General features: G+C 59.1%; 11 protein-coding genes. 9 read left to right on the top strand and 2 right to left on the bottom strand.

Going from position 1 to position 13131, the window contains the following annotated elements; genetic code table 11:
* Nucleotides 1-160 precede the first annotated feature (160 nt).
* Complete coding sequence (locus NL123_RS03670; RefSeq protein WP_494357233.1) at nucleotides 161-1405, bottom strand: hypothetical protein; 1245 nt, start codon at nucleotides 1403-1405, stop codon at nucleotides 161-163.
* Nucleotides 1406-1581: 176 nt separating this feature from the next.
* A complete protein-coding gene (locus NL123_RS03665) occupies nucleotides 1582-3471 on the bottom strand; it encodes a sigma-54-dependent Fis family transcriptional regulator (RefSeq protein ID WP_494357232.1) in 1890 nt (629 codons plus the stop codon).
* Nucleotides 3472-3743: 272 nt separating this feature from the next.
* Between NL123_RS03665 and exaC the strand changes: the two genes are divergently transcribed.
* The 9 genes from exaC to NL123_RS03620 all read left to right on the top strand — a co-directional run bounded on the left by exaC (nucleotide 3744) and on the right by NL123_RS03620 (nucleotide 13091).
* Nucleotides 3744-5264, top strand: coding sequence for an acetaldehyde dehydrogenase ExaC (gene exaC / locus NL123_RS03660; protein WP_494357231.1), 1521 nt, complete (start codon nucleotides 3744-3746; stop codon nucleotides 5262-5264).
* 149 nt (nucleotides 5265-5413) lie between these two features.
* Nucleotides 5414-6847: an ethanolamine permease gene (gene eat, locus NL123_RS03655; RefSeq protein ID WP_494357230.1), complete on the top strand. Its 1434-nt coding sequence runs from the start codon at nucleotides 5414-5416 to the stop codon at nucleotides 6845-6847.
* 52 nt (nucleotides 6848-6899) lie between these two features.
* A complete protein-coding gene (locus NL123_RS03650) occupies nucleotides 6900-8294 on the top strand; it encodes an ethanolamine ammonia-lyase subunit EutB (protein WP_494357229.1) in 1395 nt (464 codons plus the stop codon).
* Entirely contained in the window at nucleotides 8291-9124 is an 834-nt protein-coding gene (eutC, locus tag NL123_RS03645) for an ethanolamine ammonia-lyase subunit EutC (protein ID WP_248484859.1), read from the top strand. The genes NL123_RS03650 and eutC overlap by 4 nt, the downstream gene beginning before the upstream one ends.
* Nucleotides 9125-9216: 92 nt before the next feature.
* Nucleotides 9217-9675 carry a GNAT family N-acetyltransferase gene (locus tag NL123_RS03640; RefSeq protein WP_017735604.1) on the top strand — a complete coding sequence of 153 codons (459 nt, stop codon included), beginning with the start codon at nucleotides 9217-9219 and terminating at the stop codon, nucleotides 9673-9675.
* Nucleotides 9676-9984: 309 nt separating this feature from the next.
* Nucleotides 9985-10641 carry a DedA family protein gene (locus NL123_RS03635; protein WP_028618093.1) on the top strand — a complete coding sequence of 219 codons (657 nt, stop codon included), beginning with the start codon at nucleotides 9985-9987 and terminating at the stop codon, nucleotides 10639-10641.
* A 6-nt stretch (nucleotides 10642-10647) separates the two neighbouring features.
* A complete protein-coding gene (locus NL123_RS03630; RefSeq protein WP_248484861.1) occupies nucleotides 10648-11463 on the top strand; it encodes a M90 family metallopeptidase in 816 nt (271 codons plus the stop codon).
* Between the two features lie 109 nt (nucleotides 11464-11572).
* Nucleotides 11573-12100: an inorganic diphosphatase gene (gene ppa, locus NL123_RS03625; protein ID WP_003219382.1), complete on the top strand. Its 528-nt coding sequence runs from the start codon at nucleotides 11573-11575 to the stop codon at nucleotides 12098-12100.
* A gap of 214 nt (nucleotides 12101-12314) precedes the next feature.
* Nucleotides 12315-13091, top strand: a complete 777-nt coding sequence (locus tag NL123_RS03620) for a LexA family transcriptional regulator (RefSeq protein WP_248484863.1) — start codon at nucleotides 12315-12317, stop codon at nucleotides 13089-13091.
* The last annotated feature ends 40 nt before the right edge of the window (nucleotides 13092-13131 follow it).

Genomic DNA, 13131 nt, shown 5'->3' with positions numbered 1-13131 from the left:
CTATTGCGCGCGACGGGGCAATCTTTCATAAAAGCCTGTCACAGAGACTCCATTCAGCGCCAGGCTTACTACCAATAACAGTCTACTCAACCTTCCCTTTCGACGTTGTAAAATCAACATTCACTGCAAAAGCCAACAACGATATTTTGCGCATACCCGCTCATTCTTTACTCGCGCGCTTTTCCATTTTCAGCAAGATACCAGCCTGTGCCTTACTCACCCTGGCTATTCGTTCTTCGAGTGTATTCATGCGACTTTCCAGTCCGTCAACCCCACAGGCAGCGGGTTCAGCAGCCAGATAAGGTTTGAAGAAAACTTCATATTGATCGGCAACGTCCTTCGTATGTTGTTCAGCGAAGTCCAACAGGTTCTCAAGTTGGCTCATGCGCTCCAGCGGGTCTTTCGACCAGTTTTGATCCGGCAAAAAACCCGTTTCGGTATCCCCAAACTTGAGCACCATCGACTGATTGGCAACCGTGAACGCAAGCACCTGAGCCTCATTCATTCTCGAATAGAGCTTATTGAGGTCAGTGGTCACTGGCGCCTCTGGACGCTCGACCACAGACTTACCGCTGGGCGTCGGCGGAATCATAGGTTGAGGCAGATACGACGCCTTGATTTGTTCAGAAGCGGCGGTAGACCCGGCATATGTCCCAATGTTAATTGGCGCGGACACTATCCCTGTTATCCCGGCACTGATCGCCGCATCGCGCGCGACATGCGCCACAGATGGCGACGATGGAATCACACCAGACTTGACCATTTTTTCGGCATTCATCATCCGGGTCGTGGCTTCCGCAATCGTCATTTTAGGCGTAGCAGCGGGCGCAGGGACTTTGTTCTTCCAATCGAGGATCTTTTGGTTGATTTTGGGCGGAAGCAGTTGCACATGAGGCTCGTTATTGCCCTTGACGGCGCTGGACTGATCCCTTGCTACCTTGCCGTTCTTATCGAGCAGCCTTCCAGTGCGATCAATCAGAAAGCCTTCTCGATTGACGCGCTTTCCATCCCTATCCACCAAGTGACCCTCAGCGCTGACCAAGCGACCCGAGTGATCGATCAAGCGGCCCTGGGGGTCGACGAGCTGATTTTTCTCATTGACAAGCTTGCCTTGGGCATTGATCAAATGCCCCTTTTCATTGACCAGGCGGCCCTTGTTATCGACCGCTTGACCGTTATTATTAACCCGTTGCCCATGTTCATTGATCCGCTGGTTATTCGAATTAATCAGATGGCCTTGTTTATTAATCGCCTGCCCTTTGTCATTGAGCAACTGACCTTGCTTATTGACCAGCCGCCCTTCCTTATTATAATAACTGCCTGAAGGCGCGTAATGCGGAACCACTTTAGACGGCCCCGGCAGACGTTTAGATACGTTAACCGCGGGTGGTTTGATTGTCGGCATATAGCCACCTCATCATGAACGGACATTAAACCCAATAGCGAAACCTTATGGCTTCTGTTCATTACGTGGTCACCGGTAAAAAATAGTTCCTTCCGGCCTGCACCCACACTGCCTATTAGATAAAGCGCCCCACCCGAGCCTAAAGACCGCCATAAAAACTTCAGAGCACGCTCACATTAACTAGATACCACCGCACGCCGTTGAATTTTATATTTGCGCAACTTCCTATAAAGAGTATTACGACTTATTCCCAGCGCTTGCGCCGTGCACGTCATATGCCAGTGCTGTTGCTCCAATGCCGCCAACAACGTCTGGCGCTCGGCATTATCGAGGAGTGACTCGTTGGTGTGTTGAACAGGGGTGTATTGCACCATATCAGGCAGATCCAACAACCCTATCCACCCGTCTTCGCTGAGTGCCACCAGTGTGCGCAATACCGTGCGCAACTGACGGACATTGCCCGGCCAGGCGAAGGCCAGCAATGCCTCGCGCGCTGCGGGCTCCACACTGACCGATTGCTCACCGGCCTCCTCCCTCAGCAGGAAGTCCAGCAGTTGCGACTTGTCGCTGCGTTCACGTAACGCCGGCAAGCCAATTTCCAGGCCGTTAAGTCGGTAATACAGGTCTTCGCGGAAGCTGCCAGCCCGCACGCGCTCACACAAGTTTCGGTGCGTCGCGCTGATAATCCGGACATCCACGGCTTGAGGCTCGCCGCCGATGGGGACCACTAGGCGATCCTCCAGTACCCTTAAAAGACGGGTCTGCAAAGCCAGTGGCATATCACCGATTTCGTCAAGGAAGAGTGTGCCACCGTCGGCCTGTTGGAGCTTGCCGCGCATGCCATCCTTGAGGGCACCGGTGAAACTGCCCCCACGATAGCCGAATAACTCGCTTTCAATCAGGCTTTCCGGAATGGCCGCGCAATTGAGCGCTACAAACGCTTTACCGGCGCGCTGACTGGCGTGGTGCACAGCTTTGGCGAAGGCTTCTTTACCGGAGCCGGTCTCGCCATTGATGAGCAGTGGCACATCACGCTCAAATACCCGCAGCGCTTTGCGAAAATCATTTTGCATCGCCGAATCGCCCAGGCAAATGCTGGGCAGCCGTGAAGGCTCAGGCTGGGCGATGGGGGCTGACGCGCTGCGCGCTTGCCCACGCAAAGCGGCGAACAGATGCCGGCCATCCCGCGTGCGCAAGGGCCAACTGGCCGTGGCATTCGCACTGGCGCGGCCGAGCAATTGATCCAGGGAGCAATCGAAAAATGCCTCTACTGGCTGCCCCAACAACCCGTCACGCCGTTGCCCCAACAAGTTCAACGCACTCTGGTTGACCGCACAGATGCGCCCTTCCCCATCAAACGCCAGCAACCCTTCGCTGAACAACCCCACCGACTCCGCCTGCAGATGAAAACGCAGCAGCCAATGGTTTTCGAAATGACGCAGGAAGTAACAACTCTCGATCATCTTCGCCGACAGATTGACCAGCGCCATAGTGTGGAACTGGCTCTGACGCGATACCGCTTCCCGTGCGGATGACACATCCAGCACAGCCAGCAGATCGCCATGGGGATCGAACACCGGGCTCGCCGAACAGGTCAGCCCGGTATGCCGGCCACGGAAGTGTTCGTCACGATGAATGGTCAGGGATTGGCGCTCCACCAGGCAGGTGCCGATGCCATTGGTGCCTTCGCACGCTTCACTCCAATCGGCACCGAGCCACAGCCCGGCGCGTTCGAAGATCTTGCGCTCTGATGGCGCGGTGACACAGTTGAGGATCACGCCTCGCGCATCGGTCAACAGCACCGCATGCCCGGCGCCGGACAGCTGCTGGTGCAGGCTGTTCATCTCACTGCCGGCGATGTGCAGCACCTGTTGCAGCCGCTCGCGGCTTTCCAGCAAACGGCCGTGTTCAAGCACGGTGGGGGCGATGGTTTGCGCAGGGTCGAGGTGGTAGTCCTCCAGGCAGCGCAGCCAGGAGCGGGCGATGGAGGGATCGCTGGACGGGTCGCGGCCATGCGCCACGGTGAGCACTTGCTGGGCATGGCGACTGAAATGATCGTTGTGCATTTCTTATTATTCTCCCTGCGTGAGAACCCCCAGCATCCCCCAGCCATCCAGGCAATGCAATCCCGGGCCGACCCGCCGGTCACAGGCTGTACCGTTTATGGCACAAACTGTCACTCGGGCTGTATCGACCCTGCCACAGCAACGCCTTGCAACAATGCCCAACCCCTTGATTTAGCTGGCTCACACAGCAGTGGCCCAACCTTTGCTCTACGCTTATCAAGCGCTCGCTGCGCTGCGCTCCCAATAAACATAAAAGCCAGGAGATACCCACCATGCGTTACGCACACCCCGGTACTGAAGGCGCCATCGTTTCGTTCAAGGCCAAGTACGGCAACTACATCGGTGGCGAGTTCGTTGCGCCGGTCGATGGCAACTATTTCACCAACACTTCGCCGGTCAACGGCAAGCCAATCGCCGAATTCCCGCGCTCCACCGCCAAAGACATCGACAAAGCCCTGGACGCCGCCCATGCCGCCGCCGACGCCTGGGGCAAGACCTCGGCCCAGGACCGTTCGCTGGTCCTGTTGAAAATCGCCGACCGCATCGAACAGAACCTCGAACTGCTGGCCATCACCGAAACCTGGGACAACGGCAAGGCCGTGCGTGAAACCCTCAACGCCGACATCCCGCTGGCCGCCGACCACTTCCGTTACTTCGCCGGCTGCATCCGCGCCCAGGAAGGCACCAGCGCCGAAATCAACGAACACACCGCGTCCTATCACTTCCATGAACCGCTGGGCGTGGTCGGCCAGATCATCCCGTGGAACTTCCCGATCCTGATGGCTGCGTGGAAACTCGCGCCGGCCCTGGCCGCCGGTAACTGCGTGGTGCTCAAACCCGCCGAGCAAACCCCGCTGGGCATCACCGTGCTGCTGGAGGTGATCGGTGACCTGTTGCCACCTGGCGTGTTGAACGTGGTTCAAGGTTTCGGCAAAGAAGCTGGCGAAGCCCTGGCCACCAGCAAACGCATCGCCAAGATTGCCTTCACCGGCTCCACGCCCGTGGGCGCGCACATCATGCATGCGGCGGCCGAGAACATCATTCCGTCCACGGTTGAGCTGGGCGGCAAGTCGCCGAACATCTTCTTCGCCGACATCATGAAAGCCGAACCTTCGTTCATCGAAAAGGCCGCCGAAGGCCTGGTGCTGGCGTTCTTCAACCAGGGTGAAGTGTGCACCTGCCCTTCCCGTGCGCTGGTGGAAGAGTCGATCTACGACGACTTCATGAAAGTGGTGATGAAGAAGATCGAATCGATCAAACGCGGCGACCCGCTGGACACCGACACCATGGTCGGCGCCCAGGCGTCCGAGCAGCAGTTCGACAAGATCCTGTCCTACCTGGAAATCGCCAAGGGCGAAGGCGCGCAACTGCTGACCGGCGGCAAGGTCGAGAAGCTGACCGGCGACATGGCCGGCGGCTATTACATCCAGCCGACCCTGCTCAAGGGCACCAACAAAATGCGCGTGTTCCAGGAAGAAATCTTCGGCCCGGTGGTGAGCATCACCACCTTCAAGGACGAAGCCGAAGCCCTGGCGATTGCCAACGACACCGAGTTCGGCCTCGGCGCCGGTGTGTGGACCCGCGACATCAACCGCGCCTACCGCATGGGCCGCGCGATCAAGGCGGGCCGTGTGTGGACCAACTGCTACCACCTGTATCCGGCCCATGCCGCGTTCGGTGGCTACAAGAAGTCCGGCGTTGGGCGTGAGACGCACAAGATGATGTTGGATCACTACCAGCAGACCAAGAACTTGCTGGTGAGTTACGACATCAATCCTCTTGGGTTCTTCTAACTGACAACCCGCTCTCACAGTTGAAATGCAATTAAACATGTGGGAGCGGGCTTGCTCGCTCCCACATTTAAATCTTCATAAGTACTTGCGAAGTGCATTCGGCACGAAGAGGCCGAGTTAAAACAATAACAACGGAAGGTACTTTTCCCATGTCTAGCGAACCTACAAGTTCTTCTGTCGACTTCGAAAAAGTCGACTCCCAATACTTCCAACAACGCGAACTGAAAAAAGGCGCCGCCGGCTGGGTGCTGCTGGTAGGCCTTGGCGTTGCCTACGTGATCTCCGGCGACTACGCCGGCTGGAACTTCGGCCTGGCCCAGGGTGGCTGGGGCGGTATGTTCCTGGCCACATTACTGATGGCCACCATGTACCTGTGCATGTGCTTTTCTTTGGCCGAGCTGTCTTCCATGATCCCCACCGCCGGTGGTGGCTACGGCTTCGCCCGCAGTGCATTCGGGCCGTGGGGTGGGTTCCTCACCGGCACCGCGATCCTGATCGAATACGCCATCGCCCCCGCCGCCATCGCGGTGTTTATCGGCGCGTATTGCGAGTCGCTGTTCGGCATTGGCGGCTGGATGATTTACCTGGCGTTCTACATCATCTTTATCGGCATCCACATCTTTGGTGTCGGTGAAGCCTTGAAGTTGATGTTTGTGATTACCGCCGTGGCCGCGATTGCCTTGGGTGTATTCCTGGTGTCGATGGTGCCGCACTTCAGCGTCGCCAACCTGCTGGACATCCCGGTGACCGAGGCCAAGGGCGCCAGTACGTTCCTGCCGTTCGGCTATGTGGGCGTGTGGGCGGCAATCCCCTATGCCATCTGGTTTTTCCTGGCCGTCGAGGGTGTGCCGCTGGCCGCCGAAGAAACCAAGAACCCGAAACGCGACCTGCCACGCGGCCTGATTGGCGCCATTGTGGTGCTGACCAGTTTTGCCTTGCTGATCCTGGTGATCGCACCGGGCGGTGCCGGCACCTACGCGTTGATCAAATCCGGCAACCCGTTGGTTGAAGCGCTGGCGTTGTCCTACGGTGGTTCGACCTGGATGGGCAGCTTCGTCAACCTGGTGGGCCTGGCTGGGCTGATCGCGAGCTTTTTCTCGATTATCTACGCTTATTCGCGGCAGATCTTCGCGCTATCCCGAGCCGGCTACCTGCCACGCAAACTGTCGCAAACCAACAAAAGCAAGGCGCCCGTACTGGCCCTGGTCATCCCCGGCATCATCGGCTTTGGCCTGTCGCTGACCGGCCAGGGTGACCTGCTGATCCTGGTGGCAGTGTTCGGTGCAACCATTTCCTACGTGCTGATGATGGCCGCGCACATCACCCTGCGCATCCGCCGCCCCAAAATGGACCGCCCGTACCGCACGCCGGGCGGCATCTTTACCTCGGGTGTTGCACTCGTGCTGGCCTGCGTGGCCGTGGTGGCGGGCTTTCTGGTGGATCCACGGGTGGTGATTGGCGCAGCGATCATCTATGGAGTATTAATTGCTTACTTTGCTTTCTACAGCCGGCATCACTTGGTAGCGGGCACGCCCGAAGAGGAATTCGCGGCGATCCAGGCCGCAGAGGCCGCCTTGCACTGATAGCCGTAAACCTCGACGCAGGCACGTGCCTGCGTCGCCAAGGAGACACTGTATGGCAAGTTTTTCCCACGCGGTGGGTGCACAGACCTACCGCTTCGACAGCCTCAAGGACGTGATGGCCAAGGCCAGCCCCGCACGCTCCGGGGACTTTCTCGCTGGCGTCGCCGCACAGAACGACGGTGAGCGGGTGGCCGCGCAGATGGCGTTAGCGAATATCCCGCTGAAACACTTCCTCGAAGAAGTGCTGATTCCCTACGAAAGCGATGAAGTCACCCGGCTGATCATCGACACCCACGATAAACAGGCGTTTACCGCCGTCAGCCACCTGACCGTCGGCGGCCTGCGCGACTGGCTGCTCAGCGACGCAGCCGATGAACATTCCCTACGCGCCTTAGCGCCAGGGCTGACACCGGAAATGGCCGCTGCCGTGTCGAAGATCATGCGCGTGCAGGACCTGGTACTGGTCGCGCAGAAGATCCGCGTGGTCACGCAGTTTCGCGGCACCATGGGCCTGCGCGGGCGCTTATCCACGCGGCTGCAGCCCAACCACCCTACGGACGAACCGGCCGGCATCGCCGCGAGCATTCTCGATGGCCTGCTGTACGGCAACGGCGACGCCATGATCGGCATCAACCCAGCCACCGACAGCATCGCCTCGATCTGCGCCATGCTGGAGATGCTCGACGCGATCATCCAACGCTATGAAATCCCCACCCAGGCCTGCGTGCTGACCCACGTCACCACCTCCATCGAGGCGATCAACCGTGGCGTGCCGCTGGACTTGGTGTTCCAGTCGATTGCCGGCACCGAGGCCGCCAACGCCAGCTTCGGTATCAGCCTGAGCGTGCTGCAGGAAGGTTACGAAGCGGGCCTGAGCCTCAATCGCGGCACCTTGGGCCAGAACCTGATGTACTTCGAAACCGGCCAGGGCAGCGCCTTGTCGGCCAACGCGCACTTTGGCGTCGACCAGCAAACCTGCGAAACCCGGGCCTACGCCGTGGCCCGACATTTCAAACCGTTTTTGGTGAATACCGTTGTAGGTTTTATCGGCCCCGAATACCTGTACAACGGCAAGCAGATCATCCGCGCCGGCCTCGAAGACCACTTCTGCGGCAAGCTGCTCGGCGTGCCGATGGGCTGTGACATCTGCTACACCAACCACGCCGAAGCCGACCAGGACGACATGGACACCCTGCTGACCCTGCTGGGCGTGGCCGGGATCAACTTCATCATGGGCATCCCCGGCTCCGACGACATCATGCTCAACTACCAGACCACTTCGTTTCACGACGCCTTGTACGCCCGCCAGACCCTGGGTTTGAAACCGGCGCCGGAGTTTGAGCAGTGGCTGGCGAAAATGGGCATCTTTACGCAAGCCGACGGCAAGGTGCACTTCGGCAACAGCCTGCCACCGGCGTTTCGCCAAGCCTTGACGCAATTGGGATGAAGGAGCCGCCTGTGCAACTCGACCTGCCTGACAACCCGTGGCTGGAACTGCGCCGCCTGACGCCAGCCCGTATAGCTCTGGGCCGCACCGGCACCAGCATCCCCACTAGCGCGCAGCTGGATTTCCAGTTTGCCCACGCCCAGGCACGGGATGCGGTGCATCTGCCCTTCGACCATGCGGGCCTGCGCAGTCAGTTGGCTGAACGCGGGCGTGACAGCCTGTTGCTGCACAGCGCCGCCACTGACCGTCACCTGTACCTGCAACGCCCGGACCTGGGACGGCGCCTGGGCGATGAGTCGGCCCAGCTGCTGCGCGATCATGCATCGGCCAATCCCGGCGGCGTGGACTTGGCGGTGGTGGTAGCAGATGGCCTGTCGGCACTGGCGGTGCATAAACACACCTTGCCGTTTCTGACGCGCCTGGAGGAACAGAGCAGCGCAGACGGTTGGTCCTTGTCGCCGGTCATCCTGGTGGAACAGGGCCGCGTAGCGGTGGCGGATGAAGTGGGCCAGTTGCTCGGGGCCAAGATGACCGTCATCCTGATCGGCGAACGGCCGGGCCTCAGTTCGCCGGACAGCCTGGGCCTGTATTTCACCTACAACCCCAAGGTCGGCCTCACCGACGCCTATCGCAACTGCATCTCCAATGTGCGCCTGGAAGGCCTGAGCTACGGCATGGCGGCCCACCGCCTGCTTTACTTGATGCGAGAGGCGTGTCGCCGGCAGCTGTCGGGGGTCAATCTCAAGGACGAGGCGCAGGTGCAGACCATCGAATCGGATGATCCGGACCTGATGAAAGGCAATTTCCTGCTCAGTTCACCGGATGACTGATCGCGGCACGATTGCGCTTTTTCACGCCATTAGGCAGCATCGAGTCACGGCCGCTTGTGTGGTCATCCCCCATTTGGAAGTTGAGGCCTGGCATGCGGATTACTCAAGCGACCCTGGAACACCTGGACCTGTTGACCCCGCTGTTCGTTAAATACCGTGAGTTCTACGGGGCTTTGCCGTTCCCGGATTCGTCGCGGGCCTTTCTGGAAAAGCGCCTGCGCCGCAAGGAGTCGGTGATCTACCTGGCCCTGGCGGATGATGATGACAAGAAGCTGCTGGGGTTTTGCCAGCTGTATCCGAGCTTTTCGTCGCTGTCGCTCAAGCGGGTGTGGATTCTCAATGACATCTATGTGGCTGAAGATGCACGCCGGCAACTGGTGGCGGACAACCTGATGCGCACAGCGAAGAAGATGGCCAAGGAGACCCACGCAGTGCGACTGCGCGTGTCGACCAGCAGTGACAACGAAGTGGCGCAGAAGACCTATGAGTCCATTGGGTTTCGCGAAGACACGGAGTTCAAGAACTACGTATTGCCGATCAGCGAAGATTGATCGCGGTAGACCAAACACCTCAAATCTACTGTGGGAGGGGGCTTGCCCCCGATAGCAGTGTGCCAGTCAGCCAATTTGTAACTGGCATTGCCTCATCGGGGGCAAGCCCCCTCCCACATTTAGCCCTGCAGCGCTTGCAAGCCCGAGTACCACGACATCCTTCGCTACAAAACCAACACGCTTTTCACCTCTCAATCCGTATAATGCGGACCTTTCAGGGTTGTAAGAAATGCGGCATACACTTGTAGCCTTATTACCCGAGCTTCCGCACAGGCCTGCTGAGCCGGGCCATCCACACAGGTGCCATCCATGGATTTCAACCCGCTCGACCTTATCCTGCATCTCGACGTCTACCTCGACCTGCTGGTAACCAATTACGGTCCGTGGATCTACGCCATTCTGTTCCTGGTCATCTTTTGCGAAACCGGCCTGGTGGTCATGCCATTCCTGCCGGGTGACTCGTTGCTGTTCATCGCTGGCGCAGTCGCTGCGGGCGGCGGCATGGACCCGGTGCTGCTGGCGGGCCTGCTGATGCTGGCGGCGATCCTCGGCGACAGCACCAACTATGTGATCGGGCGAACGGCCGGGGAGCGCTTGTTCAGCAACCCGAATTCGAAGATCTTCCGCCGCGACTACCTGCAAAAGACCCACGACTTCTACGACAAGCACGGTGGCAAAACCGTAACATTGGCGCGCTTCCTGCCGATCCTGCGCACCTTCGCGCCGTTCGTGGCCGGCATCGCAAAAATGCCCTACCCGCGCTTCTTCGGCTTCAGCGTATTCGGCACCATCCTCTGGGTCGGCGGCCTGGTGACCCTGGGCTACTTCTTCGGCAACGTGCCGTTCATCAAGAAAAACCTGTCGCTGCTGGTGGTGTTCATCATCCTGCTGTCGCTGGTGCCGATGATCATTGGTGTGTTCCGCAGCCGGTTTGGCCGCACCTCCTCCGAAGCCAAGCCGCAGTAACCTGCGATGTGGTCCCTCAGCGCCTGGCGTCGCCAGCGCTTGCTGGCCAAGCACCCGATTGCCGATGACACCTGGCAACGGGTGCGCCACCACCTGACCTTCCTCGACGGCCTCACCGCCGAGCAGGACCAGTGGCTGCGCGAAGCCTGCGTACTGTTCCTCGCCGAAAAACACCTGACCGCCCTGCCCGGCGTCGAACTGCACCAGGAACAACGCCTGCTGCTCGCCGCCCAGGCGCAACTGCCGCTGATGAACCTGGGCGACCTCGACTGGTACCAGGGTTTCCACGAAATCGTGCTGTACCCCGACGACTTCCTCAGCCCCCAGCGCCACCGCGACAGCAGCGGCGTCGAACACGAATGGGACGGCGAGCACAGCGGCGAAGCCTGGCAACAAGGCCCAGTGATCCTGGCCTGGCCCGGCGTGCTGGCCAGCGGTCAGTGGGAAGGCTACAACCTGGTCATCCACGAACTGGCCCACAAGCTCGACATGCTCAACGGCGACGCCAACGGCCTGCCACCGCTGCACCACGACATGCGCGTGCAGGAATGGGCCAGCGTGATGCAGAGCGCCTACGACGACCTCAATCGCCAACTCGATGCCAACCCGGACGCCGAGACCGAGATCGACCCCTACGCCGCCGAAAACCCTGCTGAATTCTTTGCCGTCACCAGTGAATATTTTTTCAGCGCCCCGGATTTACTGGTCAGCCGTTATCCACAGGTGTACGCCCAACTCAGCCGCTTTTATCGCCAGGATCCCCTGGCCCGCCTCACCCAACTGCAAGCCAGCGACCCGCGCTATCAGCCACAGGGCGAATGACCGTACGACGTCTGGCGCATGGCATCGGCGTCAGAATGTGCCTATAATCGCCGCCACTTTTAGGCCAATCCGGCCATGTTTCATGGCCAATTAACGGGGGCAACGCCCAATGAGCTACAGCAAGATTCCGGCTGGCAAAGACCTGCCGAACGACATCTACGTCGCCATCGAGATTCCGGCCAACCACGCGCCGATCAAATACGAAATCGACAAAGACAGCGACTGCCTGTTCGTTGACCGTTTCATGGCCACCCCGATGTTCTACCCGGCCAACTACGGTTTCATCCCCAACACCCTGGCTGACGATGGTGACCCCCTCGACGTGCTGGTGGTAACCCCTTACCCGGTGACCCCGGGCTCGGTTATCCGTGCTCGCCCGGTCGGCATCCTGAACATGACCGACGACGGCGGCGGCGACGCCAAAGTGATCGCGGTTCCACACGACAAGCTGTCCCAGCTCTACGTGGACGTGAAGGAATACACCGACCTGCCGCCCCTGTTGCTGGAGCAGATCAAGCACTTCTTCGAGAACTACAAAGATCTCGAAAAAGGCAAATGGGTGAAGATCGACGGTTGGGGCAACGCAGACGCCGCCCGCGCCGAGATCCTGAAGTCGGTTGCCGCCTACAAAGGCTGATACCCGCTCCTCATTGCCTCGGCAATTGAAAAAGCCCCGATCATTCGGGGCTTTTTTTGTGGGAAAAATTAAACAGCAAGTTCAATACTTTATAAACAACGTTTAACTTAAAACGAAATCCGAAGTATCAGGCTACAACTAAGCAAAACCCTACAAGCGCAACTCAACGCATGGTTTATTTGATCTGTAATTCCGGCCAGTAAACTCTGCGTTTATGAATACATCAGGTGATCGTTTAAAAGCGCTACTACGGGAAGTTCATCTTTCCGCCTCCGACTTCGCCAAGAACCGCGGTGTCACGCCCCAGCACGTGAACAACTGGTTCAAGCGCGGTGTACCCATGGGCCGACTCAACGAGATCGCAGAACTGCTGTGCATCTCCAGCCGTTGGCTGCGCACCGGCGAAGGCCCCAAACACCCACCGGCCAACTTCCTGCTGGAAGGCCCGAGCTCACGAAAAGGACTGCCCACCACCCGCGAAGCCAGCGGCAAATACCTCACAGGCCCCGCCTGCCTCCCGGAAAAAACCGACGTGGAGATCGACCTCCACCCCTCATTCACCTCTACCGAATGCATCCGCATCACCCTTCACACCCTCCAGGCCCTCAACGTAAAACCCGACCGCGCCCTGGGCGCCTACATGGTCGACAACAGCATGATCGACATCATCCAACAAGGCGCCACCCTCGCCATCGACCGAGGCCGCACCCAAATCATCGACGGCGAAATCTACGCGGTAGAACACGACGGCATGCTGCGAATCAAATACCTCTACAACCGACCTGGGGGCGGTTTGCGCATGCGCAGCCACAATGCCGGCGAGCACCCAGACGAATACCTCACCTACGAGCAGCGCTTCGAGCAGAACTTCCAGATTGTGGGTTGGGTGTTCTGGTGGTCCACCCTGAATAACCGCCGCCCGCCCGTGCCGCTGGATGAGCATTTATTGGGCTGGGAAGGCTCTAAATCGGATCCGGAGGTGGGCAACTGAGGTGAATGTGGGTATCATGCGGCCCACATTTGGCAGGGGG

The sequence above is a fragment of the Pseudomonas sp. FBCC-B1565 genome, assembly GCF_059133265.1.
The sequence above is the reverse complement of the archived record's forward strand: the minus strand, read 5'-3'. Positions and strand labels throughout refer to the sequence as shown.

What these genes read in the sequence shown, in the direction of transcription:
- NL123_RS03620 (WP_248484863.1), top strand. Translation starts at nt 12,315, where the DNA reads ATGAATACATCAGGTGATCGTTTAAAAGCGCTACTACGGGAAGTTCAT.
- NL123_RS03630 (WP_248484861.1), top strand. Translation starts at nt 10,648, where the DNA reads ATGTGGTCCCTCAGCGCCTGGCGTCGCCAGCGCTTGCTGGCCAAGCAC.
- eutC (WP_248484859.1), top strand. Translation starts at nt 8,291, where the DNA reads ATGAAGGAGCCGCCTGTGCAACTCGACCTGCCTGACAACCCGTGGCTG.
- NL123_RS03640 (WP_017735604.1), top strand. Translation starts at nt 9,217, where the DNA reads ATGCGGATTACTCAAGCGACCCTGGAACACCTGGACCTGTTGACCCCG.
- ppa (WP_003219382.1), top strand. Translation starts at nt 11,573, where the DNA reads ATGAGCTACAGCAAGATTCCGGCTGGCAAAGACCTGCCGAACGACATC.
- eat (WP_494357230.1), top strand. Translation starts at nt 5,414, where the DNA reads ATGTCTAGCGAACCTACAAGTTCTTCTGTCGACTTCGAAAAAGTCGAC.
- exaC (WP_494357231.1), top strand. Translation starts at nt 3,744, where the DNA reads ATGCGTTACGCACACCCCGGTACTGAAGGCGCCATCGTTTCGTTCAAG.
- NL123_RS03650 (WP_494357229.1), top strand. Translation starts at nt 6,900, where the DNA reads ATGGCAAGTTTTTCCCACGCGGTGGGTGCACAGACCTACCGCTTCGAC.
- NL123_RS03635 (WP_028618093.1), top strand. Translation starts at nt 9,985, where the DNA reads ATGGATTTCAACCCGCTCGACCTTATCCTGCATCTCGACGTCTACCTC.
- NL123_RS03665 (WP_494357232.1), bottom strand. Translation starts at nt 3,471, where the DNA reads ATGCACAACGATCATTTCAGTCGCCATGCCCAGCAAGTGCTCACCGTG.
- NL123_RS03670 (WP_494357233.1), bottom strand. Translation starts at nt 1,405, where the DNA reads ATGCCGACAATCAAACCACCCGCGGTTAACGTATCTAAACGTCTGCCG.